This is a genomic window from Candidatus Delongbacteria bacterium, from assembly GCA_020634015.1.
Classification (GTDB): Bacteria; CAIWAD01; CAIWAD01; order CAIWAD01; family CAIWAD01; genus JACKCN01.
Map to the genome: position 1 here is coordinate 596,036 of JACKCN010000001.1, position 24,251 is coordinate 620,286.

Genomic DNA, 24,251 nt, shown 5'->3' on the forward strand with positions numbered 1-24,251 from the left:
GACGCCCTTACCAACGCAAGAGTGTGCCCATGTGTCCCGCTGATTCCCGATTCGGTTCCGATACCCAGTCCTGGCTTGACCTGCTGGAAGACAGTGACCGCTGGTTGAGGGAACGCTCCGGCTGGGCCAGTCTGCAACCGGAGCGAGAACGGGCCAGCGATCTGGTGAGCATGAGCCGGGTGGCTCTGACTCCCGACGATGCGCCCGAACTGTGTCACACCTTCGCCCGCGGTCTGGCACATCTGGTTCGCCAGCAGGCCGAGCACTTTCCTCACAACATCTTCTGCGATCTGGACTTCCTCTGCGCCTCACTGCTGCAGCAGGCGCGCGCCAGCGACGAGGCCTGCGCGGATCTGGAGCGGAGTTTCGGCCTGCTGGAAGAACTGAACGCAGCCTTCGGTCGCCACTCCACCATCCGCTTTCGCTATCTGCACGACTTCCTCTATGGGTGGGACTGGGCCCGCTGGGTCGCGCGTGATCCAGATTCCCGACGGCTGCTGGGCCCGTTCTCCACGCCCTTCCTGGAAAATCTGCTCGAGCGCGGGCAGGAACTGCAGCAGCTGATCGCCCGTCAGGACGCGCGCTATCATCGCCTGGAAGCCGGTCATTTCCGCAATCCGTTCGGATTCGTGCGGGAGCCGAAGGAAGAGTGTCTGCTTCACGGCACATTGGCCCGGCGCGGCATGATCCCGCTGGAAGCATGGCGCGCGGAGACGCAGCCCGAATGGAACAGGCCCTACGGCGAGACCCGTGCCACTGTGGCCCGGGAACTGGGGCTGGAACGCACGCGCTGAACAGCCCGGTTCAATCCGACAGTCCCGGGGTCTCCACCTGCTGGATCACGGCCGAGCCCAGGCACTCCTCTCCCCTGTAGAACACCACGAACTGCCCCGGTGCCAGTCCCGTGTCGGGGCGCTCCAGCTCCACCAGCCAACCTTCGTCGGCCAGAGGGCGCAGGCGGCAGGCGGGCAAGGAGGGGCCATGACGCACCTTGCAATGCAGGCTTTCCTCCCCGGGGACCGGACCCAGCCACTGGGCCTGACCGGCCCGGAAGCGGCTGGCCGCGTGATCCATCAGGTACTCCTGACGACTGATGAAGACCACGTTCTCGACCGGGTCCTTGCCCACCACGTACCATGGGCCTCCGTGCAGGCGCAGCCCCTTGCGCTGGCCGATGGTGTGATACCAGAAACCCTGATGCGTGCCCTTGCGCGTACCGGTCTCCCACTCCACGATCGGCCCTTCCTTCACCCCCAGGTGATGACGCACGAATTCGGAGTAGCGGATCTTGCCCAGAAAACAGATGCCCTGGCTGTCGGGGCGAGCCCGATTCGGCAGCTGGAATTCCTCGGCCAGGGCGCGCACCTCGTGCTTGTGCAGGTGCCCCACCGGAAACAGGCAACGGGCGAGCTGGGCCGGAGCCATCCGGGCCAGAAAGTAACTCTGGTCCTTGACCGGGTCGGGAGAACGCAACAATCGCAGGCGGTCGCCTTCGTGGTCCAGGCGGGCATAGTGACCGCTGGCGACCAGGGCCTCGGGTTGTCCCAGGCAGTCCAGGAAGGCACCGAACTTGATCCGCTCGTTGCAGAGCAGGTCGGGGCTGGGGGTGCCGCCGGCACGCAGTTCGTCCAGGACATAACTGACCACGCGTTCCCAGTATTCCTTCTGGAGTGGCAGCACTTCCAGCGGCACGCCGGCCTGCTGACAGACGGCACGCGCGGCGTCCAGATCGTCCTCCCAGGGGCAGTCCCCCAGGAAAGCCAGCTCTTCCTGCAGCCAGATCTTCAGGTACCAGGCGGTCAGCCGATGCCCGCCAGCCCTCTGCAACAGGCGCAGGGCCACCGAACTGTCCACTCCCCCCGACAACAGCACCGCCGTGTCCCGCATTGCATCTCCCATTCCCGGACCGTCCGGGCCCGCTCAATATACGGCCTGTGCGGACCCGCGCGCGGGGCTTCCCTTTCAAAGGACCATCCGCTACTATTGTCCTCGCCCGAGGGATCCGCCCCGTCCGGGCAGGACTCCCCGAGACCCGGAGAACACACTGACCACTCCCGACACATCCAGCGTTCTGGACGCTCTGGCTCGCCCCCTGCAGGATCTGCGCATCTCGCTCACGGATCGCTGCAACTTCCGCTGCGTCTATTGCATGCCCAGCGAAGTATTCGGCAAGGACCATGCCTTCCTGCCCCGCAGCGAATTGCTCTCCTTCGAGGAAATCACGCGCCTGGTGCGACTTGTACGCCCGCTGGGAGTGCGCAAGGTGCGGTTGACCGGTGGCGAGCCCCTGCTGCGCCGGGACGTGCCCCTGCTGGTTGAAATGCTTGCCGCGCTGGACCTGGACGATCTGGCCATGACCAGCAACGGAGCCCTGCTGGCGCGCCACGCCACGGCATTGGCCAGGGCAGGACTGAAGCGTGTCACGGTCAGCCTGGATTCAATGGACAACGCCGTTTTCCAGCGGATCAACGGCATCAGCTTCCCGGTGGAACAGGTGCTCGAGGGCATTGATGCGGCCGCCGCCGCGGGCCTGGCGCCCATCAAGATCAACATGGTGGTGCAGCGCGGGCTGAACGAGGACCAGATCCTGCCCATGGCTCGCCACTTCCACGGCAGTGGACACAGCCTGCGCTTCATCGAATACATGGACGTGGGCGCCAGCAACGGCTGGAAGCTGGATCGTGTCCTGCCCGCGGCCAGGATCCTTGAGGTCCTGCGTCGCGAGTTCGAGCTGGAAGAGCTGGAACCGGGCTACCGGGGAGAAGTGGCCTCCCGTGTGCGCCATACCGACGGCGGGGGCGAACTGGGCATCATTTCCAGCGTCAGCAAACCCTTCTGTCGGGACTGCACGCGCATGCGGCTCTCGGCCGAGGGCAAGGTGCACACCTGCCTCTTCGCCACCACAGGCACGGACCTGCGTCCGTTGCTGCGGGGGAGCGCGTCCGACGAGCAGCTGCAGCAAATGATCGCCGCGCTCTGGAACAAGCGGTCCGACCGCTATTCCGAATTGCGCGACGAAGACACCCCCAGGGACGGGCGGGTGGAAATGTCGTACATCGGAGGTTGACCGCCGGTCCGGACCCAGCGCCTGCATTCCGCCACACACGAGCGCGTGTGCCTGCAGAACGCCCTGGGTCGACCGCCGCTGGAACCTTCTCAACACTTGCGGAGACTGTGTCATGGACTTTCAGAACAAGCTGGCCGTGGTCACGGGTGGCGGAGGCTTCCTGGGCACTGCCGTGGTGCGTGACCTGCTGGAATCGGGTGCCCGGGTGGCGGTTCCCCTCTATCACGAGGAAGAAGGCGACCGCCTGCGTGACGCTCTGGGGTCGCTTGAGCCCAACCTGCTCGCCACGGTCTGTGATCTGTCCAGCGAACAGGCCACCATGGCGTGGTTCGCCGGGCTGGGGCCGCGGTTGGACCTGCTGGCCTGCATTGCGGGTGGGTTTGCCTGGAGCCCCATCGAGGACAGCGATGCCAGCACCCTCGAGCGCATGTTGTCAATGAACCTGCATTCCGTGTACAACAGCGTGCGCGCCGCGCTGCCGCTCTTCGGCGCGGCCGGCGGGGGGCGCATCGTCACGGTGGGCGCACTGCCCGCCCTGAATGGTGGTGGCGCCAACATGAGCGCCTACGTCGCCAGCAAGGGCGCCCTGCTCAGCCTGACTCGCGCCCTGGCCGAGGAACTGCTGCCGCAGAGCATCACGGTAAACGCGATCGTGCCCACCATCATCGACACCCCGACCAACCGTGCCTCGATGCCCGATGCCGATACCGGCAAGTGGCTGGCTCCCGCGGACATCGCCCGGGTGATCCACTTTCTGGCGGGTCCCGATGCCCGGCTGGTCACGGGGTCCGCGCTCAGCCTGGCCCTGTGAGCTCCGGCCTGCGCGGGTTTCTGCTGACCGCGGGAGCCTTCGTGATCTGGGGTCTGATGCCCCTCTACTGGCGCTTGCTGGCAGAGTTTCCGGCGAGCTACATTCTTTGCCAGCGTGTGATCTGGGCCGTGGTCAGCCTGGCTCTGCTGCTGATCCTGCGCTCCCCGCAGCGCCTGCCCGTGATTCTGGCGCACCTGCGCCATCCCGACCGGGGACTGCTGTTGCAGGCCCTGGCAGGCCTGTTGATCGGAACCAACTGGATGGTCTTCATCTGGGCCGTGACTCATGAACATGTGCTTCAGGCAAGCCTGGGCTATTTCGTGAATCCACTGGTCAATGTGGTGCTGGGCAGGCTGGTGCTGGGAGAACGTCTCAGCCGGGCCCAACAAGTGGCCGTGCTGCTCGCTTCGCTGGCCGTGGCCCTGATGGCCCTGCGGCTGGAACACCTGCCCTGGATCTCCCTGACCCTGGCGGGCACCTTCGGCAGTTACAGCCTGTTGAAGAAGCGCACACCCTTCTCCTCGCTCGAAGGACTGCTGGTGGAAACCAGTCTGCTGCTGCCTCTGGCACTGGTCGGACTGTTGTTGTTGCCCGCGCCTTCGGCGGGCAGCCCGAGCCCCTGGATGCATGCGCTGCTGCTGACCACGGGGCTGGCGACCGTGACACCCCTGCTGCTGTTCGGCGCAGGCGTGAAACACCTGAAGCTGGGCACGGTGGGGCTGATCCAGTATCTGGCACCCAGTGGGCAGTTCCTGCTGGCGCTCTGGGTGTTTCATGAGCCCTTGCTGAAAACCCAGCTGATCGGGTTCATTCTGATCTGGACCGGCCTGGCGATCACGAGCGTCGACAGCGTGCGACAGATGGGCCGGAACCGGCGTTCCGCACTGGCCACCCCCTGAGCGTGCCTGTGGGCATGCTTGTTGAGCAACACAAACCGGAGACACGATCATGGCCACGTATCACCAGGCAATGCGCAGTGCCGACTTGCTGGAGGGCAGCCCCCGGGCAGTCCAGCTTCTGGGAGTGGAGCTGTTGCTGGTACGCCTCGACGGCAAGGCCTACGCCCTGGAGAACAACTGCACCCACGATGACTTTCCCCTGCATGAGGGCGGCTGCGAGAACGGGGAGCTGGTCTGCCCTCTCCACGGCGCTCGCTTCGACATCCGGACCGGACAGGTGCTGAGCCCGCCGGCCTTCGACGACCTGCGCAGTTTTCCCGTCCGCGAACTGGATGGACAGGTGCAGGTGGAGCTCTGACCGGAACCGCGAGAAATCCTCCAGAATGGCTTGCTGCCGCGAAATCAAAGTGATATCATTTTGATCGCGCTCGGGCAGAACGACATGGCTGCCCGCCCTGAGTCCATCACTGGAGGAATTCATGGTCAAGGATATCGAGATCAAGGCACCAGCGGGCCTGACGCCGGCGCTGATACTGTGCGCACTGCTTTCGGCCGATCTGGTCCTGCTGCTCTGGGGTGCCAAATCCCACCTTCCCCCCGTGATCATCGGGGCGATCCTGATGATTCTCGTGCTGAGTACTCTGCTGGGAGGCCTGTTCATGGTCAATCCCAACGAGTCCCGCGTGGTGCAGCTCTTCGGACGCTACATGGGCACGGTCAACGAACCGGGCCTGCGCTGGGCCAATCCTTTCTACACCAAGACCAGCATCTCGCGCCGAGTGCGAAACTTCGAGACCTCGCGGGTCAAGGTGAACGACCTGCGCGGCAACCCGGTGGACATCGCCTGCGTGGTCGTCTGGCAGGTGGTGGACTGTGCCGAAGCCACCTTCGAGGTCAATGATTACGTGGACTACGTTCACGTGCAGAGCGAATCGGCCGTGCGCAACCTGGCCCGCGCCTATCCCTACGACAGCTATGGCGACGAGGGCATCTCGCTTTCCGGTGACACGGGAGAAGTGTCACACCGCCTGCAGGAGGAAATCCAGCAGCGTCTCGAGAAGGCGGGTGTCCGTGTGATCGAAGCCCGCCTGAGTCACCTGGCCTACGCCCAGGAAATCGCCGCTGCCATGCTCCAGCGCCAGCAGGCCAGTGCCGTGGTGGCCGCCCGCTCCCAGATCGTGGAAGGTGCGGTGGGCATGGTGGACATGGCCCTGGAAATGCTTTCGCGCAAGCAGATCGTCACGCTGGATGAGGAGCGCAAGGCTGCCATGGTCAGCAACCTGCTGGTCGTGCTCTGCAGCGATCGTCACACCCAGCCCGTGGTGAACACCGGCACGCTGTACAACTAGTGGGCACAAGGTCATGGCCAGTCGCAAAGCCTTCCTGCTGCGTGTCAGCCCTTCCCTGCTGAAGGCCGTGCAGCGCTGGGCGGACGACGATCTTCGATCCTTGAACGGGCAGATCGAGTTCCTGCTGCGAGAACAACTGCGCCGCGCGGGACGCCCGATTCCCGCCGAGAACGATTCCGCTGATCCGGACCCCGATCAGGCCGACACGAATTGACACGAGGCCCCACGATGGACGTACGCATCCGCAACGCAGTCGAAGACGACGTCCCCGAACTGCTGGCGATGATCCGTGAACTGGCGGACTACGAGAAACTGTTGCCCGAGGTGGTGGCCAGCGAAGAACTGCTGCACCATGAGATCTTCGTCAAGCACCGTGCCGAAGCCCTGCTGGCTCTGGTGGACGACGAGGGTGGCACACGGGCCGTCGGCTTCGCTCTGTTCTTTCACAACTTTTCCACGTTCCTTGGCCGAGGCGGACTGTATCTCGAAGACCTGTATGTCAGGCCCGACTGGCGCGGCCGTGGTGTGGGACGCGCACTGCTGCGCCAGCTGGCGAGCACGGCACTTTCCCGGGAGTGTGGGCGGATGGAATGGGCGGTACTCAACTGGAACACGCCGGCGATCGCGGTCTACCGGAAACTGGGTGCCCTTCCGCAGGACGAGTGGACGGTGTACCGGCTGGATCGGAAGGGTATCGAACAGCTGGCCGGGGCCTGAGCACACAGGCACCAGAAACGAAAAAGCCCGCCAAAGCGGGCTTTTTTACTGGGCTGCAGGGATTCGAACCCCGATAGCTGGAACCAGAATCCAGAGTCCTACCATTGGACGACAGCCCAATCGATCTCACAGCAAGCCGCCAAATATAGGGGCGAATGCTGAAATGTCAAGGGCCTCAAGGTCTCGGCGCGGTGAAGTCGCCTATTGTGCGTCCTTTTTCGCGTCGTCCACTTTCTTCGAAATCTCCTTGCCGGCATCCTCGAGCAATTCGCCACCGGTCTTGCCGGCCTGCTTGACCACCTTGCCCACGGTGCGGCTGACCTGCCCCAGTTCATCGGGCAGCTCGTGCCCCATCACCTTGAACCAGACCAGCACGGCTGCCAGCAACAGGAGCAGGAACAAGGCCACCTTGAACAGCTTCTTGAGCAGGGCGTACAGCACCAGCACACAGAGGGCCAGTGCTCCCGCCGCAAGCAGCGGATTTCCGGAGAACGAGTCCAGAAGGTCTTGCATGACGATCCTTTCGCTAGATTGGCCCGCGCTCGTGGAGATCTGGGCTTGAAGATCCTTCGCCGGGCCGCTGTACGGCGTCGGGCAACTTAGGAATCCGTGACCGACGGTCCTTCCCGCCTTCCAACCGGCCTCCGGAGCACTGGAGCGCCAAGCCGCATTCCCGGAATTGTTGTCCATGACTCACGACCGCTCCATCAGCCTGCGACCGTTGTTTCTGGTACTTCTGCTGGCCCTGGGCCTGCGGTTGGCCTTCTTCCAGGGATTTGCCTTTTCCGACGATGCCCACTACGCCTGGTTGGCCGCCCATCCCGGTGCCCAGTTCGGGGTGGACTACCCGGGCTATCCGGTCATGCCCCTGCGCGTGGGTCACCTGTTCCTTCTGGGACTGAGCCAGCACTGGTTCGGTCCCGGTGACTGGGGTCTGGCCTTCTTCCCGCTGATGTTCTCGCTGGCCATGATCGCCATTGCCTGGCGCCTGGGATGCCTGCTCGGCGGACACGGACACGTGGGCAATGCAGCGGCCCTGCTGCTGGCCCTGCTGCCGGTGGACATCGCCCTGAGCACGCTGGCCTTCGCCGATCTTTCCGCAGCCGCCATGCTGGGCCTGGGAGTCTGGTTGCTGCTGGAGGCTCGTCACACGGCCCGGCACTGGCTGCGGGTACCGGGCGCACTGGTACTGGGACTCTCGCTGCTCTGGAAGGAAACCGTGCTCTGGCTGGTGCCGGTGATTCTGGCGATCCAGTTCGGCATCTGGTTGCGTGATTTCCGCCGCGGCACTCCCCTGCGACCGGATGCAACTCTGCTGGCCGCCGGACTGGGCATTCTGCTGGTGCTGGGCCTGGAGTCCCTGGTATACGCACTCCTTCACGGCGACCCGCTCTGGCGCTTTCACCAGATGGAACTGAACACGCGGCTCTGCCCCGACGACTTCTTCAAACTGGGCAGCGCCAAGGGGTACGCCACACCCGAGGAACGACCCGCCGCACTGGCACGCCTGCTGTTGTGGAGCAAGCCCAAGGCCCTGTTCCTGCGCCGCAATACGCTGTTCATTCTGGCTCTGGCTCTGGTGCAGCTACTGCGCAGACTTCGCCGACATGATCCGGGGCCGCAGGGACTGTGGTTCGGTGGATTGCTGCTGATGTTCCTCTTCGGCAGCACATCTCTGCAGCGCTACCAGCCACTGCCGCTGGACCTGCCATGGTACATCTACCCACTCTTCCTGCCGGCCGCCCTGCTGGCCGGTGAACTGCTGGCGGAACTGAGCTGGCGCCGGTTTCGCTGGCTGCTGGCACCCTTGCTGGCGCTCAGCCTCTGGATGTGTCTGGATTTCCGGAACTACTTCGACCACTCCGGATTGCAGGAAGTGCGCGCTGCGCTGTCGGCGTCGCCCACAACTCCCGTGTACGGAGATCCCTTCAGCCTGCTCTCGCTGGATCATCTGGATGGCCAGCCTTCCGTCAGCCGCGGCATTCCACTGGGCGACAGCGGTCCTGCCGGTCTGGATCTCCCCCCGCCAGGCGCTCTCCTCCTGCTGAACCCCGGCAATCTGCACGAGCTGCGTGCCCAGGGGCATGACCCGGTTTCAGTGCCTGCTGGGTCCAATCCGGATTGGACTTTGCTCAGCTCTGGCGGGGGCTTCCTGCTGTTCCAGCGACTGCACTGACTTCTTCATCCATGGATGCTGGCCTTGCGGCAGGCATGACGCCAGCGGAGGGCTGGCAGGCATGACGCCAGCGGAGGGTGCTGGCCTTGCAGCAGGCGTGACGCCAGCCGTGGATGCTGGCCTTGCAGCAGGCGTGACGCCAGCCGTGGATGCTGGCCTTGCAGCAGGCGTGACGCCAGCCGTGGATGCTGGCCTTGCAGCAGGCGTGACGCCAGCCGTGGATGCTGGCCTTGCAGCAGGCGTGACGCCAGCGGAGGATGCTGGCCTTGCAGCAGGCATGACGCCAGCGGAGGGTGCTGGCCTTGCAGCAGGCATGACGCCAGCGGAGGGTGCTGGCCTTGCAGCAGGCGTGACGCCAGCGGAGGATGCTGGCCTTGCAGCAGGCGTGACGCCAGCGGAGGGTGCTGGCCTTGCAGCAGGCATGACGCCAGCGGAAGGGGCTGGCATGGCAGCAGGTGTTATGCCAGCGGAGGGTGCTGGCCTGGCAGCAGGCTTGACGCCAGCCGTGGATGTTGGCCTTGCAGCAGGCATGAAACCAGCCGTGGATGTTGGCCTTGCAGCAGGCGTGGAGACAGCGGTGGGTGCTGGCCTTGCAGCAGGCGTGACGCCAGTGGAGGGTGCGGGCGTGGCAGCAGGCATGACGCCAGCGGAGGGTGCTGGCCTTGCAGCTGGCATGACGCCAGCGGAGGGTGCTGGCCTGGCAGCAGGCGTGACGCCAGCCGTGGATGCTGGCCTTGCAGCAGGCATGACGCCAGCGGAGGATGCTGGCCTTGCAGCAGGCATGACGCCAGCGGAGGGTGCTGGCCTTGAAGCAGGCGTGACGCCAGCCGTGGATACTGGCCTTGCAGCAGGCATGAAGCCAGCGGAGGATGCTGGCCTGGCAGCAGGCGTGACGCCAGCGGCGAAGTTGGCCTGGTTTACTTGAGCAGGATCATCTTGGCCGTCTGACTGAAGCCATTGGACCCAGGAAGGTCCTGGTCAACCGTCATGCGATACAGATAGACACCGCTTGCAGCCGAAGCAGCATCCCAGGAAAAGCCATGGCTGCCCGCGCTCAGCACCTGGTCTGCCAGGCTGGCCACTTCCTGCCCACGCAGATTGTATACTTTGAGGGAGACCGCTGCGGACCGGGGAAGCTGAATATCAATGCGGGTCCGAGGATTGAAGGGATTGGGATAGTTCTGTCCCAACTCGAAGCGGGCTGGCAACTCGGATTCTTCCCGCACATCCGTGGAAGAAGACCTGACATCGATCCAGTTCAGGTTGAACTGCCCGACATGAAGTCCCACATGCATGATCTGCTCACCGGCAGCCAGAAAGACATCCGGGATCTGCAGTTCCTGCCAGAACTGCCAGCCACCCGTCACCGGAACGGGCACCAGCCCCGTCAGGTCCACACCGTTGACCTCAATGTGCAGACTGCCTCCACCAGGGACGGAAGAAACGGATGGCACCAGGGCATACATGCCCGCTTCCGCCACCTCGATCGTGTACTCCAGCCACTCCCCATCCTCAATCCAGCCGATGTCGTAGCCCCCGCCTTGATCATTGGATGCCTCGATGTCAACACCTTCGGTGCTGCGGAAAGGCACTCCGAGGTTCATCGCATCCACGTCGTGATAGGCCACCCCCTCGCCGCCTTCATCGTAGAACTCTGCCTGGATCAGTCCGGGAATCTGGAATGGAGTTCCCAGGTAGGGCGTCCCATTCTCAAGCACAGTGATCGAGACACTGTCTGAAGACGAGATGTTGAGATTGTTGGTAACGGCAAGGGAAACGGTATACGTTCCTGTTTCGGTGAAGACATGCTCGACATCAGGCGCTTGTGATGTGTCTCCGTCCCCAAAATCCCACGCATGGCTGAGCGGGGAATCATTGGGATCAAAACTGTTGCTTCCGGTGAACAAGACACTCAATGGAGCCTTCCCGGATGTTCTGCTCGGCAACAACAAGGCCACCGGGGAATCCGGATCCACGGGTGAGGTGCTGAAAGCCGCCGTCTGGTGTGGGCCCACCAGCAGGGAGAAGCCGTCCGAGAACGTCACCATCCGCTCCTGGGATCCGGCATTGAAAGCGACGTAGGTCAGATGGCCCGCGGGATCCCTGAAAACGGAGTACGTCGGAATATCTGCAGCAATGGCGGTTTCCACCTGCCCCATCTTTTTCAGATTGTACAACCAGTGGTATGTATGCGCACGGGACTCGCCATCGAAGGGTTCATACTCGATGTCTGCGTGATACAGCGTCACTGCCAGATCCGGATCTGACAGTGCCAGGTACTCCCAGAGGATATCCTGCCAGACAGTCGGTTCCCCGTTCCGTTCGGAAACAACTTCGGCGTAGTTGTCCAAGACATAGGCTGGATTCCTTCCCAGATACAGGGAGCCGCTTGTGACAGGAAGCATGTTGATTCCGTGGATGAACTCGGGTTCAGCGCCGAACCAGGTGGAATGCACGCCCTTTCCGCCCCAGACCATGCCGATCGCCGTGTGCGGATAATCCTGGGGAAACACCTCGTTGTCCACATCGAACCAGTAGTGGTCCACGGCGGATGCCTCGTTGGCATGCAGGAAGATGCCCAGGTCACGGATCTCCGGCTGATTGGTGATCTCCCCCCAGAGGACGACCGCAGAAGCGAAGTTCATCGATTCTGAACTGGATTCCTGATTGTTGCCCTCCGCAAAGTCGCCATGGCCGGCCGCCCAGGAATGCCCGGCATAGGCATCAAAGGTTCTCAGAAATGGGAACTCTGTATCACTGCGATCCCAGTTGTCACAATCCTTGATCAGCAGATTCACCATTCCTCCCCACTGACTCGGGGAGGCCCAGGCACTGTCGAACTGCGCAATGGTCGCGGCGCTCATGATGGCGTAACTGGCATGAAAGTGATGATCATTGATCTGGTCGTCCGCCCCGAATCCGGAGGGATACCCTGTGAGCACATCCCAATTCTCGTCATAGGAGTACTCCTGCGAGCCGCCCACCGTGAACAAATCCTCCAACCGGACTTTGACCTCATCCAGAAAGTGGTCACGCTCAGCCGTGGCACCAAGCTGGTCGGCGATCTGAGCCAGATGCGCGAAGCGCGCCATCGCCTTTCCGTTTTCGTAAGTCGGTTCGATGGACAGAGTTTCGCCCGCCACGTCCTGCACATGGTTCAGAAGCACCGTGCGGTTGTAGTTTCCTTGATCGGGCAGGGCGGGCAGTATTCCGGAAAACTGCAGTTCGGTCGTGAAGGAATTGCCCTCGAGCAATTTCATGGTCCCACGCGGAGAGTGATAGGTATGGTTCAGCAGCGGGCTGTCCGTATTGAGCCATTGATGCCGATACAGCGCGGTCAAGGTCTGATTCACATTGGTCGCGAAACTGTCTCTCAGTACGGTCTCATAGGTATAGGTATTCGTGAGCCGCGAGGACGACTCGTCGTACTGCCACTCGATGCGGCTGTCCGTCACGAAAGCGTAGGCGTGGCTGCGAAACAGCTCAAGCGTCGCCGGACTCGTGTCGGGAAGCAGCGCAACGGAGAGATAATCCTTGCCGTCCAGAGTCGACTGGAAGGTGCTGGTTCCGGACCATGTCGAGCCTGTCGGCGCGAAAACACCGTAGTGCTTGCCGCTGATCGTGATCCCCAGTACTTCATTCTGATTGTACCAGATCACGGGAGTCTGTGCGCTTGCAACAACCGCATTGCCGCCGGTGATTCTGAAGAACGCCCAGGGAAGTCCGTGTCCCAGAGTGGCTTCCATGGATATCGGCCCATCTTCCCACAGAGCCGTGACTGTCCAATCCCCATAGTGATGGGTCAGTGTCTGGACAGCTGACAATCCGGCAACGCCAATGGTCAGCTGGGCAGCATATGGATACAGAAAATCATCGGCTGCGTAGAGATGATCGGTTGTGTATCCGATTTCCAGACCACTTGAGACGGCCTTGAAATTCAAGGGGTGTGCGTACAGAATGTTGGAGTACGAAGAGCCGAAGAAGGGGTAAATCAGGCTGCTCCAGAAATCGTTGGTTTGAACAGGCTGGTCAAATGCTGCGGATACTTTCGGAGTCGCATCCGCGCCATTGAAATTCCGTGGCCCCACTCCACCGGGTGGCAAGGACGTGCTGTAACTTCCAAGGCCAACCGGAACGGATTGTCCGGCAGCGCTCGCAGAATACAGGCAGATCAGGAACAAGGATCCAATACTCTGTTTGACTGATTTCAACGCATTCACATTCATCTGAGCAGTTCCATTGATGGTGCGGACATCATTGCTGGGCACGGGTCTGCGATTCTTGTTGCGATATGCCCACAACATCCTTGGTTGAGTCGCGACCGCCCAGTCTAGCAGTTTCGGTTGACCTGCCTCGAAACATTGAAGATACAGGCGGCGACGCGAGTGGATCACATCACTTAAATCAGACCACAGGCTGGTCCATCCGGCAAGCCTGCTTCATGGAATGGAAAGCCCCGCCTGCAGGATTGCAGACGGGGCTTTGCTCGAACTGAGACCAGCTTCCTACTTGATCAGCATCATCTTGCCGACCGAATCGAAGAGGCTGCGCCCGTCGGCGGACGCCACGTGGATCCGGTAGAAGTAGACACCGCTCGAGAGGCTGCTGCCGTCAAAGATCACATCGTGGGTGCCGGCGGGGCGCATGCCGCTCACCAGACTCTGCATGTGCTGACCCAGCATGTTGTAGACATCCAGGCTCACCAGTCCCTGCTCGGGAAGGGCATAGCGGATCACGGTGCTGGGGTTGAAGGGGTTGGGATAGTTGCTTTCGAGGGCCCAGGCCGTCGGCAGACGCAGGGCGTCACGCTGGACATCCGTGGTCTGGCAGGGAGCCGTGTACTCTTCCACCGGGTGCGCGAGGCCATTGGTCCAGCCCACGAACAGGCGTCCATCATCACTCAGTGCCAGACCATGAGCTTCGCTGAGTCCGCTGGGGCAGAAATCGCCACGCGCATCCACGCTGCCGTCTCCCAGATCAAGGAAGCACTCCAGATACCCGGTGCCCACGTGCAGGGCCACCAGCTGATCGGAGCCTTCGTTGTAATCCAGACCGGCCGCGCCGCTGCCACCGGCTTCCGACCAGGGAACGGGAATCACGTCCAGTCCAATCGGGTTGGCCGCGTCGGACACGTCAAGGCGCACGAATTCATCAATCGCACCATTGCTGCAGATGGCCCAGAGGACCTCGCCATCCTCGTCGAAGGCCAGGCCCGTGGGCATGCGACCGGTCGCCACATCGAGAAGGGCCGGGGTGTGGGCGCCGATCAGCGCACCGCTGGCGCTCACATGTGAGACGCCACCACTCCAGGAAACCCAGAAACTGCCATCGCGGGAATCATGGGCAATGCCCGAGTAGTCGTGTCCGATGGGCAGAACGAAAATGCTGCCGACCACGCCGGTATCGCTGTCTTCCATCACCATTCTGTTCACTCCGCTGGCCAGCCAGACCAGAGTGTTGGCATCGATCCAGTCACCGTCGCTGAGATGATCCATGCCGAACAGGCCGTTGCCATTCACGTTCTGGATCAGCTGGGCCGTGTGGCTGCAGCTTGCGGCGGTCAGGATCTCGACCGTATCGAAGGCCGTGTCGTCTTCGGTGGACTCAACCGTCAGCAGCACCAGATCCGTGAAGCTGGCCGGCACTTCCGGCACATGCACGCGCACACCCAGGTCAAAGAGATCCTCGTACTGCATCACGGGCAGGGCGGTGATCTCGGCCCAGTCGGCATTGATGTCGTGGAAGGTCACATCCCAGGCATTGCCTTCGCTGACAAGTGAGAAGGCGCTGGCATTGTCACCGCGGTTCTCGACTTCCAGTTCGTATTCGGCGTAGCCACCGGTCAGGCCAACGCCCTGAAGATTGTCGGGGCGCACGCGCACGGCGTAGGGGCCCGAGGGACCGATCACATTGAAACCGAACCAGATCGCGCTCTGGTCGTGCGGCAACCAGCCCTGACCGTCGAAACTGGCGCTGAAGCCCTGTCCACCGCTGGCGTCTTCCTGGCCAATCGTGCAACTGAGGATGTCCAGTGGCGCCAACAGGGTGTCGTAGTTGATCCGGACGGCTTCCTCGTTGCTGTCGAGAATCACCTGGGCCGTGATCTGTCCGGTGCCTCCGTACTCGAAGACCTGATCGAAAGTCACGATGAACATGCCGTCCTGGCTGCCGTAGGTCACTGTGCCGCCCGTGGCAGGGTTCAGGTCATCCCAGAAGAAGGACACGACACCATTGGGCGTGGCGGCATTGGGCAGTTGCTGGTTGGCCAGCGAGGTCAATCCGGTGGGATCGAAGGCGATCGAGCCATTGGAGGCGATGTAGACCTCGGTGTACTCCACACCATAGTGCGTCCAGGGGAAGCCGATCTCGAAGGGGCCGACGAAACTGTCGTCCGTCAGCGTGACGGGGTTTGGATTCTCGATCGTGACCCAGTCGTACTCCACCGCCCCATCGGCATCGCTGGTGGACCAGAAATAGCCCCCGGCATCGGGTCCGCCCTGGACCAGCACGATGGTCAGCAGCACCACGGTTTCGTCGCTGCGGTTGCCATCGCCCTGGCTGGTGGCCGTGACGGTGATCGTGGCATTGGGCTGAGCCGGATTCTCGGGAATGGTCAGCTCAAGTTCGATTTCCTGGGAGTCGCCGACGGCGACGCTCGGGGTCACGTTGCTCAGCTCGCCATTGATCAGGATATCCACTTCCACGCCGTTGTCGGCCGTGGCCTGAATCACGAAGGAATCGGGCAGCAGCCCCTGGTTGAACACGTCCAGGAAGGCACTCACCTGGCTGTCGGCAGGTCCGGTGGCGGTCACGCCGTCCTCGAGGGCCACGAAGTAGTTCGGCGGTGGCGAAAGCTCGAAGCGCAGGGTCAAGTCGTCGGAGGGGAGCCAGGGCTCGCCATCCAGTACGACCTGGATCCCATCCTCGCCCGTGTAATCCTCGATACCGATGGTGCAGGAGGTCACGTCCAGTGGCGCCACCAGCGCATCGTAATTCAGGAAGATCTGGTCATTGTCGAAATCGAAGACCACCTGGGCCCGCACGGTGCCCGTGCCCCCGTACTCCACCACGGCATCGTAGGTGATCACGAAACGGCCATCACCATCGGTGCCGTAGTACACCGAACCACCCGAACCCGGGTTGAGGTCATCCCAGAACAGTGCGATGATCCCGTTGGGAACACCCGCCGTGGGAATGGCCGTGTTGCTGAGACTGGTCATGCCCGCAGCATCGAATCCGATCATGCCATTGCTGCCGACGTAGATCTGGGTCTGGGGCGTGCCATAGAAACCGATCGTGCCGTTCATGTCGAAGGGGCCGGCCACACTGTCGTCCGTGAGTGTCACGGGAGTGCGGTCCTGCGGATCCAGCTCCACGAAGAAGTATGGTGTTCCGTTGGGGTCGGCCGAGCTGTACCACGTGTTGCCGAAGCTGTCGGACCCATTGGTGGTCACCACCAACACGGTGGATTGCATGCTCTCCGAGATCTGGTCGTCGCCCTGGGAGGTGGCGGTCACCGTGATCGCCTCACTCTGGCCGCCCATGTTTCCGCCCACCGTGACAGCCAGGCGGAATGTGGTCAGCTCCAGGGAGTTCACCGGTCCCACGGAACTGATCGGATTGCCTTCCATGTCCTGCAGCTGATAGTCGAAGAGATCGTCACCCGAGAAGGACAGGTCGTAACTGTCGGTGATCAGGCCGGCATTGCCCACCGTGAAGGTGGCGGTCACCGTGTTGTCCGAGGCGGCCTGGATCTGGGCCGGTCCGCTCAGGTCCAGCGCGAACTGGGGCGGCGGGGCCAGATCGAAGCGCACGCTGGTCTGGGCAGTCGGCAGGAAGGGCGCCGAGTTGTAGATCACCTGAAGCCCGTCGGTGCCCGTGGGATCCTCGATGCCGATGGTGCAGGAGCTCAGGTCGATGCCCCCATCGAATGAGTCGTAATTGCAGTAGATGGCCGAGTTGTCGAAGTCCAGCACCACCTGTGCCACGAGGGTACCATCGCCCGCCAGACGGCTGATGCCATCGTAGGTCAACACGAAGTCATTGCCGACCATGCCATAGTAGATCTGCCCGCCGTCCGGGGGATACAGATCGTCCCAGAACAGGGCCACCAGATTGTCGGGAGTGGTGGCTGCGGGCAAGGTCTGGTTGGTGTAGGTGTTCATTGCGGTGCCGGAGAAACCCAGGATGCCGTTGGCACCGATCCAGGCCTGGGTATAGGACACACCGTAGTAACTGATCACGCCACCCAGATCCACGGGACCGGCCACGCCATCGTCGGTCAGCGTCAGGTAGTTGCGGTCGGCTTCGTCAATGGTCAGCCAGGTGTAGTCGGGGCCGCCCTCATCCCCGGTCATGATCCAGCTGTTGCCGAATGCGTCGGGGCCCCCCTCGTCCGTCTGCTGGCCCGGCCCCTTGTGAATGATGGGGGTTTCCGCGTCCAACAGCCCTTTCTCGCCCAGTGTCAGCGACTCGCCCATCCGGAATCGGTAGTGCAGAAGACTTTCGCCGGGCAGATGACCGGCCTGGCCCTGGCGCTTGGCCAGTTCTTCCGCGGAAAGCTGCACGCCGGAATCGGCGGCCGAAGCCTTGAGCTCCAGTTCCTTGTCCATGGATGTCCTGGTCGTGGCGGACCATGCCGGGGACAGCATCAAGGTCCCCAGGAGCGCGACGGCGCTCGTTCTTCCAATTCGCATGACGGTCTCCTTGGCAGACGATTTCCCAGCACCGGTTTCCGTGAAACCAGCCCATGGGACGGAATACTGATGAACGACGTGAGTTCAGTCACGGCAGGTGGCGACTCGGCAGGAACACCGCTGATCGCGGGAGAACCGTTCCTGCTTCATTCCGGGCGCTCAATATAGCAGGTCAGCTCGGGCATTGGCGACCATTCAAGCTACCGGAAAACTGTCGCCCCCGAACAGAAACGGCCCCGGAAGATTCCGGGGCCGTCTGGTTCGGGACAGATGTCAGGACTACTTCAGCAGGATCATCTTGCCCGTGTCACTGAACAGCGAACTGCCATTCAGATCGGTGACCTGGATCCGGTAGAAATAGACACCGCTGGCCAGCGAGGCGCCGTCGAAACGGACCTCGTGATAACCTGCGGGACGCAGGCCATCAACCAGTACCTGCTGGTGCTGGCCGACCAGGTTGTACACATCCAGGCGCACCTTGCCCTGCTCGGGCAGTCCGTAGCGGATCATGGTGGCCGGATTGAAGGGATTGGGATAGTTGCTGCCCAGTTCGAAGTCGACCGGCAGGCGCAGCGCATCGCGGTCGATGGCGGTCACGGCGCAGGGAACCATGTACTCTTCCACAGGGTGCGCCAGACCGCTGGTCCAACCCACGAAGAGCCGGCCGTCGTCCGTCAACGCAAGGCCGTGGGCATCGGTGAGTCCGCTCGGGCAGAAATCACCACGGGCATCCACGGTGCCATCGCCCAGATCCAGGAAACACTCCACCGTGCCGGATCCCGTGTGCAGGGCGACCAGCTGGTCGGAGCCTTCATTGTAGTCCAGACCCGCGGAACCGCTTCCGCCCGGGGTACTCCAGGGCACGATCATGGCGTTCAGCCCGACAAGGTTGGTGGCGTCGGACACATCCATGCGCACGAACTCGTCCACGGCGCCATTGGCACAGATCGCCCAGAGGATTTCGCCCTCGGAGTCGAAGGCCAGACCCGACGGCACGCGTCCGGTACCCGCATCCAGCAGAGCCGGGGAGAAGGCATTGATCAGGGCGCCCCCGATGGTCACATGGGAGATGCCACCCACATAGCTGACCCAGAAACTGTTGTCACGGGAATCGTGGGCAATGCCCATGTAGTCATGCCCGAAAGGCAGGGCCACGATGTCTCCCACTGCGCCGGACTCCGTGTCCTCCATCACCATGCGGTTGACGTTGGTGCCCAGCCAGGCGATCGTCTCACCTTCGACCCAGTCACCATCCATCAGGTGTTCCATGCCGAACAGACCGTTGCCGTTGATGTTCTGATGCAGCTGGGCCGTATGGCTGCAGCTGCTGGCGGTCAGGATCTGGGCGTCGTCGCTGGCCGTCTCATCTTCCGTGGAGACCACGGTCAGGTGAACCAGGTCCGTGAAGCTGGCCGGCTCCTCGGGCACGTGCACGCGCACACCCAGGTTGAAGACGGTATCGAAGGCCATCTCGGGCACTTCGGTGATCTCGGCCCAGTCGTCGTCAATGTCGTGGAAGGTCACATCCCAGACGTTGCCTTCGGTCTCGAGCGTGAAGGCACTGGGGTTCTCACCACGGTTCTCCACTTCAAGCTCGTACTCAGCATACCCACCCGTGATGCCCACACCCTGCAGGTTGTCGGGGCGCACGCGCACGGCGTAGGGACCGCTGGGGCCGATCACGTTGAATCCGAACCAGATCGAGGCATTGTCGTGAGGCAGCCAGCCCTGGCCATTGTAACAGGCGCTGAAGCCCTGGTTGCCGCCAGCATCTTCCTGACCGATGGTGCAGCTCAGGATGTCCAGAGGTGCGGCCAGAGTCTGGTAATTGATGCGTACGGCTTCTTCGTTGCTGTCCAGGATCACCTGGGCCGTGATGCGTCCCTGGCCGCCGAACTCGAAGACCTGATCGAAGGTCACGATGAACATGCCGTCCTGTGAGCCATAACTCACGGTGCCGCCCGCGGTCGCGGGATTGAGGTCGTCCCAGAAGAAGGAGATGACACCGTTGGGCGTGGCGACATTGGGCAGCTGCTGATTGGCCAGCGAGTTCAGGCCGGTCGGGTCGAAACCGATGGAGCCGTTGGACGCGATGTAGACCTGCGTGTACTCCATGCCGTAATGGGTCCAGGGGAAACCGATCTCGAAGGGACCCGCCGAGCTGTCATCGGTCAGAGTCGCGGTCGTGGGATTGTCGATGGTGACCCAGTCGTATTCGACCACGCCGTCCGCATCGGTGGTGGACCAGAAATATCCTCCGCCATCGGGGCCGCCCTGAACCAGCACGATGGTCAGCAGGGCCGTGGTCTGATCCGTGCGCGACGCGTCTCCCACGCTGACGGCGTTCACCGTGATGGTGGAATTGGCACCGCCGGGCACTTCGGGAATCGTCAGCACCAGATCAAAGGTGAAACTGGCTTCGGGCTGGATCACGGGAGTCTGGTTGCCCGGATTGCCGTTGATCAGGATGTCGACCTCGATGCCGTTGTCCGCGCTGGCGCTCAGGACATAGGCATCCTGCAGCAGGCCGATGTTGCTGATGTCCATGGGCACGGACACTTCACTGTCGGCGGCTCCCACGGCAGTCACACCATCCTCCAGGCTGGGCCAGAAGTCCGGGGGCGGGGGCAGTTCGAAGCGCAGGGTCATTTCCTCGAAGGGAGTCCAGGGGGCGTTGTTGTAGACGACCTGGGCCGCATCCGTGCCATCGTAGTTCTCGATGCCGATGGTGCAGGAGGTGAGATCGATGGGTGCGTTGAACTGGTCGTAGTTCAGGAAGATGAAGTCGTTCTCGAAATCGAATACCACCTGGGCCCGGAAGGTGCCCGTGCCGGAATACTCGAACACACCATCATAGGTGATCACGAAGTAACCTTCGGTGCTGGTTCCGTAGTACACCTGTCCGCCGGTTCCCGGATTCAGGTCATCCCAGAACAGTGCGATGACACCATTGGGAGCCGTCGTGGACGGCATGTTCTGGTTGGCCAGGGTGGTCATGCCAGCGGCGGCAAAGCCCACCATGCCGTTGCTGCCGATGTAGATCTGGTTCTGGGGCACGCCGTAGAAGTTGATCGAGGCACCCATGTCGAAGGGCCCGGCCGAACTGTCGTCCGTCAGGGTCACAGCGGTACGATCCTGCGGATCCAGTTCCACGAAGAAGAAGTCGGTTCCGTCGGGATCCAGGTTGCTGTACCACTCGTTGCCGAAGGAATCGCTGCCCGAGGTGGCGATCACATTGACCGTCGGGTTGAGGGTGATGAAGGTGTTGTCATCGGCCTGGGACGTGGCCGTGAGACTGACCGTTTCGGACTGCCCCCCCATGTCGGCCGGGACCGTCACCACCAGCTGGATTTCCTCGAGGGTCAGCGGCGCCAGCGGCCCCACACTGCTGATCTCGTTGCCTTCCATGTCCTGGATGGCGTAGGTGAACAGCGAACCGCCGCTCAGCGTCAGGTCGTAACTGTCGGAGGCCAGACCCGAGTTGCTGAGGGTGAAGGTGCCGGCCACCACGTTGTTCGAAGACGCCTGGATCAGCGTGGGACCGGTGAATTCCATCTGGAAGTCGGGAGGTGGCGCCAGATCGAAGCGAATCGTCCAGTTGGCCAGCGGCTGGGCGGGCGTGCCGTTGTAGATCACGGTCAGGCCGTCGGTGCCGGTGGAGTTCTCGATGCCGATGGTGCAGCTGCTCAGGTCCAGCCCATCCAGACTGGCGTAGTTGCAGAACACCTGCTGGGTGGCGAAGTCGATCACGACCTGGGCCGTCAGCAGTCCCACACCACCGGTCTCGGGCACGTCGGCATAGGTCACCACCATGCGGCCATCGACATCATTGCCGTAGGACACCGTGCCTCCGCCGCCGGGATTCATGTCATCCCAGAACAGCGCGATCAGGCCACTGGGGGTGGTGGCGCTGGGCAGGTTCTGATTCACGGTGGAGGTCATGCCCACATTGCTGAAGCCGATCATGCCGTTGGAACCGATGTAGAACTGGGTCTGGGCTTCTCCGTAGTAACTGAGCACACCATTCAGCGGGAAGGGCCCGGCGACCGAGTTGCTGGCGAGCGTCACCAGAGTCGCATCCTCGACGTCCACCCAGAAGTACTGCTGATCACCACCGGCGCTGGAAACCCAGGCATTGCCATAGGCATCCGGCCCACCAGCGGCCGCATTGAAGATCGAGGTGCTCACGGGCAGCAGGTAACTCACATCGGAATTGACCGACTCGATGCTGACCTGGGAAGCGTCGATGGTCGTGGGCGCCTCGGCATCCACAAAGCCCGCCAACTGGATCGTGATGCTTTCCAGCGGCTGCAGCACACCCGTGTTGCCCACCGGGCTGCCATTGAGCTGGATCGTCCAGTCCACGAGATCTTCAAAGGAAATGTTCAGGTCATAACTGTCGGGAAGCAGACCCGCGTTGGTGATGGTGAACTCTTCCAGCAGATTGCCCGCCGGACCACCTGTGGTATTGATGGTCAGCGGTGACACACCAACGGCGTAATCAGGGGGCGGAGCCAGGTCGAAACGAAGGGTCCACTGCTCCAGCGGAGAGGCCGGCGTGTTGTTGTAGATCACCTGCAGTCCGTCCGTGCCCGTGGCATTCTCGATGCCGATGGTGCAGCTGGTGATGTCCAGCGGGGCGGTCAGGGCTTCATAATTGTAGAAGATCTGCGATTCGGCGAAGTCGTACACCACCTGAGCGGTCAGGGTGCCCGTACCGGAATACTCGGAGACCGCATCGTAGGTCACGACGAAACGCCCATCCACGGTGCCGCAGTACACCTGGCCACCGGAGGACGGATTCATGTCGTCCCAGAACAGGGGCATGATGTTGTTGGGAGCGGCGGCATTGGGAATGGCCACATTGCCCAGGCTGTTCAGCGAGGTGGAGGTGAAGGCCAGGTTGCCGTTGCTGCCGATATACAGCTCGGTATACGGATCCCCGTAGTAACTGATCACCGACCCCATGTCGAAGGGACCGGCGAAGGAGTCGTCCGTGAGTGTCACATAGGTGCGGTCTTCTTCGGGGATGTCCACCCAGAAGTATTCCTGATCACCCCCGGCGCTGGATACCCAGGTATTGCCGAACGCATCGGGGCCACCGGCGGCACCGTTGAAGATCGCTGTGTTCAGCGCCACACTGGCGGTGGCGTCGGAGTTCACCGATTCGAAGGTCAGTGTGGCATTGTCCGTGCCCGTGGGTGCGTTCTCATCGATGGTGCCCACCACGTCCACGGTGGTGGAGGCACCCGGGTCCAGGGGACCGATGGTGGAGACGGGGTTGCCGTTGACGAAGGTGCCCCAGGCGACCACACCGGGAGCACTGAGGCTCAGGTCATAGCTGTCCGCCAGATTGCCGCCATTGGTGATGGTGACGCTGCCCGCGATCTCATCGCTGGGGCCCCCGTTGAAGCCCAGTGCGCTGGTGTCCAGAAAGATCAGGTAGTCGGGAGGCGGTGCCAGATCGAAACGCACGGTGGTCTGATTGGCAGGCACCTGTGCTGCGTTGTTGTAGGCCAGCTGCAGACCGTCCGTGCCCGTTTCGTTCTCGATGCCGATGGTGCAGCTTGTCTGATCGATGCCGTTTGCCAAGGCTTCGTAATTGAAGTAGACGGCGGGGCCGTCAAAATCGATCACGATCTGCGCCGTCAGGGTTCCGGGGCCACTGGAGTACTCGTTGACCGCATCGTAGGTGATCACGAAGTCCCCGTCCACCGTGCCCGTATACACCTGGCCACCCGTGGCGGGATTCATGTCATCCCAGAACAGCGACAGCAGGGCATTGGGATTGGCCAGACTGGGAATGGCCACATTGCCCAGATTGTTCAGCGAAGTGCCCAGAAACCCCACGTTGCCATTGGAGCCCACATAGATTTCGCTGTAGTCCACGCCGTAGAAACTCAGGGTTCCGCCCATGTCCAGCGGACCCACGAAGGAATCGTCGGTAAGGGTCAGGTAATTGCGATCCACTTCGGGAATGTCGACCCACGCATACGCGGGCCCACCTTCGTCACCGGTCATGATCCAGGTGTTGCCCCAGGCGTCGGGTCCACCTTCGTCCGTGCCGTGTGACGGCCCCTTGTGGGAGATCTCGGCGGCCTGGTCTTCGAGCCACTGCTTCTCGACAGGGGTGAAATCTCCACCGTGTGCCAGTTTCCACTGGATGCGATCCTCCAGACTGAAGGCCTGATCCGCATCCAGTTTCTCCTGCTGCTCGCGCGTGCTCAGGGGAGTCGGCAGCTGTGATGCATCCAGACCGGGAGCGCTCACCAGCGTTGCAGTCGGGGTCGTTGCCGGTGTGGTCTCGACCGTCTTCGCCTTCAGCCGTGCGGCGGCCTGGTCGGCGACCTTCTCCGCCAGCTCGGCGGCGCTCAGCGTCTGTCCGGATGCGCGCAAAGCCGCATCCTTGTCCGCCTGTTCCGCGGGACTCAACCCGGACGCATGGGCAAGACTGCCCAGCATCAGGGCCAAGGCCAGCACTCCAATCGGTCGTGCCTGCTTCATGGTGCCTCCTGTCAAGAGTTCGCTCGTATGAT

15 protein-coding genes and 1 tRNA gene are annotated in these 24,251 nt (G+C 62.4%); 10 read left to right on the forward strand and 6 right to left on the reverse strand.

Going from position 1 to position 24,251, the window contains the following annotated elements:
• The first annotated feature begins 29 nt into the window (after nt 1-29).
• Nucleotides 30-794 carry a ferrochelatase gene (locus tag H6678_02470; GenBank protein MCB9472656.1) on the forward strand — a complete coding sequence of 255 codons (765 nt, stop codon included), beginning with the start codon at nt 30-32 and terminating at the stop codon, nt 792-794.
• 10 nt (nt 795-804) lie between these two features.
• On the opposite strand, the gene mnmA is transcribed toward H6678_02470, so the two are convergent.
• Nucleotides 805-1,887 (reverse strand): tRNA 2-thiouridine(34) synthase MnmA, encoded by a 1,083-nt coding sequence (gene mnmA, locus H6678_02475; GenBank protein ID MCB9472657.1) that lies wholly within the window; start codon nt 1,885-1,887, stop codon nt 805-807.
• A 157-nt stretch (nt 1,888-2,044) separates the two neighbouring features.
• On the opposite strand from mnmA, the gene moaA reads away from it, so the two are divergent.
• From moaA to H6678_02510, 7 genes are all read left to right on the forward strand, one after another.
• Nucleotides 2,045-3,067: a GTP 3',8-cyclase MoaA gene (gene moaA, locus H6678_02480; protein ID MCB9472658.1), complete on the forward strand. Its 1,023-nt coding sequence runs from the start codon at nt 2,045-2,047 to the stop codon at nt 3,065-3,067.
• Between the two features lie 112 nt (nt 3,068-3,179).
• Nucleotides 3,180-3,878: an SDR family NAD(P)-dependent oxidoreductase gene (locus tag H6678_02485; GenBank protein ID MCB9472659.1), complete on the forward strand. Its 699-nt coding sequence runs from the start codon at nt 3,180-3,182 to the stop codon at nt 3,876-3,878.
• Between the two features lie 56 nt (nt 3,879-3,934).
• The gene (rarD, locus tag H6678_02490) at nt 3,935-4,777 is read left to right on the forward strand and encodes an EamA family transporter RarD (protein MCB9472660.1); all 843 of its coding nucleotides are present in this window, start codon (nt 3,935-3,937) and stop codon (nt 4,775-4,777) included.
• Between the two features lie 70 nt (nt 4,778-4,847).
• Entirely contained in the window at nt 4,848-5,135 is a 288-nt protein-coding gene (locus H6678_02495; GenBank protein MCB9472661.1) for a non-heme iron oxygenase ferredoxin subunit, read from the forward strand.
• A 121-nt stretch (nt 5,136-5,256) separates the two neighbouring features.
• Entirely contained in the window at nt 5,257-6,126 is an 870-nt protein-coding gene (locus H6678_02500; GenBank protein ID MCB9472662.1) for an SPFH domain-containing protein, read from the forward strand.
• Nucleotides 6,127-6,139: 13 nt separating this feature from the next.
• Entirely contained in the window at nt 6,140-6,340 is a 201-nt protein-coding gene (locus H6678_02505; GenBank protein MCB9472663.1) for a hypothetical protein, read from the forward strand.
• Between the two features lie 14 nt (nt 6,341-6,354).
• Nucleotides 6,355-6,843: a GNAT family N-acetyltransferase gene (locus tag H6678_02510; GenBank protein MCB9472664.1), complete on the forward strand. Its 489-nt coding sequence runs from the start codon at nt 6,355-6,357 to the stop codon at nt 6,841-6,843.
• 48 nt (nt 6,844-6,891) lie between these two features.
• Here H6678_02510 and H6678_02515 read toward each other — a convergent pair.
• Nucleotides 6,892-6,962: transfer RNA gene (locus tag H6678_02515), tRNA-Gln, on the reverse strand.
• An 82-nt stretch (nt 6,963-7,044) separates the two neighbouring features.
• On the reverse strand, nt 7,045-7,356 hold the full coding sequence (locus H6678_02520) for a hypothetical protein (protein ID MCB9472665.1): 312 nt from the start codon (nt 7,354-7,356) through the stop codon (nt 7,045-7,047).
• A gap of 175 nt (nt 7,357-7,531) precedes the next feature.
• Between H6678_02520 and H6678_02525 the strand changes: the two genes are divergently transcribed.
• Together H6678_02525 and H6678_02530 are read left to right on the forward strand one after the other, a co-directional pair.
• A complete protein-coding gene (locus tag H6678_02525; protein ID MCB9472666.1) occupies nt 7,532-9,019 on the forward strand; it encodes a glycosyltransferase family 39 protein in 1,488 nt (495 codons plus the stop codon).
• Nucleotides 9,020-9,080: 61 nt separating this feature from the next.
• Nucleotides 9,081-9,944 carry a hypothetical protein gene (locus tag H6678_02530; GenBank protein MCB9472667.1) on the forward strand — a complete coding sequence of 288 codons (864 nt, stop codon included), beginning with the start codon at nt 9,081-9,083 and terminating at the stop codon, nt 9,942-9,944.
• Here the strand turns inward: H6678_02530 and H6678_02535 are convergent.
• The 3 genes from H6678_02535 to H6678_02545 form a co-directional block, all read right to left on the reverse strand.
• Nucleotides 9,937-13,413, reverse strand: a complete 3,477-nt coding sequence (locus tag H6678_02535; protein ID MCB9472668.1) for a carbohydrate-binding protein — start codon at nt 13,411-13,413, stop codon at nt 9,937-9,939. The two genes, H6678_02530 and H6678_02535, sit on opposite strands and share 8 nt — an antisense overlap.
• Nucleotides 13,414-13,524: 111 nt before the next feature.
• Nucleotides 13,525-17,631 carry a T9SS type A sorting domain-containing protein gene (locus tag H6678_02540; protein ID MCB9472669.1) on the reverse strand — a complete coding sequence of 1,369 codons (4,107 nt, stop codon included), beginning with the start codon at nt 17,629-17,631 and terminating at the stop codon, nt 13,525-13,527.
• 363 nt (nt 17,632-17,994) lie between these two features.
• The gene (locus H6678_02545; GenBank protein ID MCB9472670.1) at nt 17,995-24,219 is read right to left on the reverse strand and encodes a T9SS type A sorting domain-containing protein; all 6,225 of its coding nucleotides are present in this window, start codon (nt 24,217-24,219) and stop codon (nt 17,995-17,997) included.
• Nucleotides 24,220-24,251: the final 32 nt, after the last annotated feature.

Coding starts and splice junctions, on each gene's coding strand:
- H6678_02470 (MCB9472656.1), top strand. CDS start 30: ATGTGTCCCGCTGATTCCCGATTCGGTTCCGATACCCAGTCCTGGCTT.
- H6678_02495 (MCB9472661.1), top strand. CDS start 4,848: ATGCGCAGTGCCGACTTGCTGGAGGGCAGCCCCCGGGCAGTCCAGCTT.
- H6678_02485 (MCB9472659.1), top strand. CDS start 3,180: ATGGACTTTCAGAACAAGCTGGCCGTGGTCACGGGTGGCGGAGGCTTC.
- H6678_02500 (MCB9472662.1), top strand. CDS start 5,257: ATGGTCAAGGATATCGAGATCAAGGCACCAGCGGGCCTGACGCCGGCG.
- H6678_02530 (MCB9472667.1), top strand. CDS start 9,081: ATGACGCCAGCGGAGGGTGCTGGCCTTGCAGCAGGCGTGACGCCAGCC.
- H6678_02540 (MCB9472669.1), bottom strand. CDS start 17,631: ATGGACAAGGAACTGGAGCTCAAGGCTTCGGCCGCCGATTCCGGCGTG.
- H6678_02510 (MCB9472664.1), top strand. CDS start 6,355: ATGGACGTACGCATCCGCAACGCAGTCGAAGACGACGTCCCCGAACTG.
- H6678_02505 (MCB9472663.1), top strand. CDS start 6,140: ATGGCCAGTCGCAAAGCCTTCCTGCTGCGTGTCAGCCCTTCCCTGCTG.
- H6678_02545 (MCB9472670.1), bottom strand. CDS start 24,219: ATGAAGCAGGCACGACCGATTGGAGTGCTGGCCTTGGCCCTGATGCTG.
- H6678_02520 (MCB9472665.1), bottom strand. CDS start 7,356: ATGCAAGACCTTCTGGACTCGTTCTCCGGAAATCCGCTGCTTGCGGCG.
- H6678_02525 (MCB9472666.1), top strand. CDS start 7,532: ATGACTCACGACCGCTCCATCAGCCTGCGACCGTTGTTTCTGGTACTT.
- rarD (MCB9472660.1), top strand. CDS start 3,935: ATGCCCCTCTACTGGCGCTTGCTGGCAGAGTTTCCGGCGAGCTACATT.
- mnmA (MCB9472657.1), bottom strand. CDS start 1,887: ATGCGGGACACGGCGGTGCTGTTGTCGGGGGGAGTGGACAGTTCGGTG.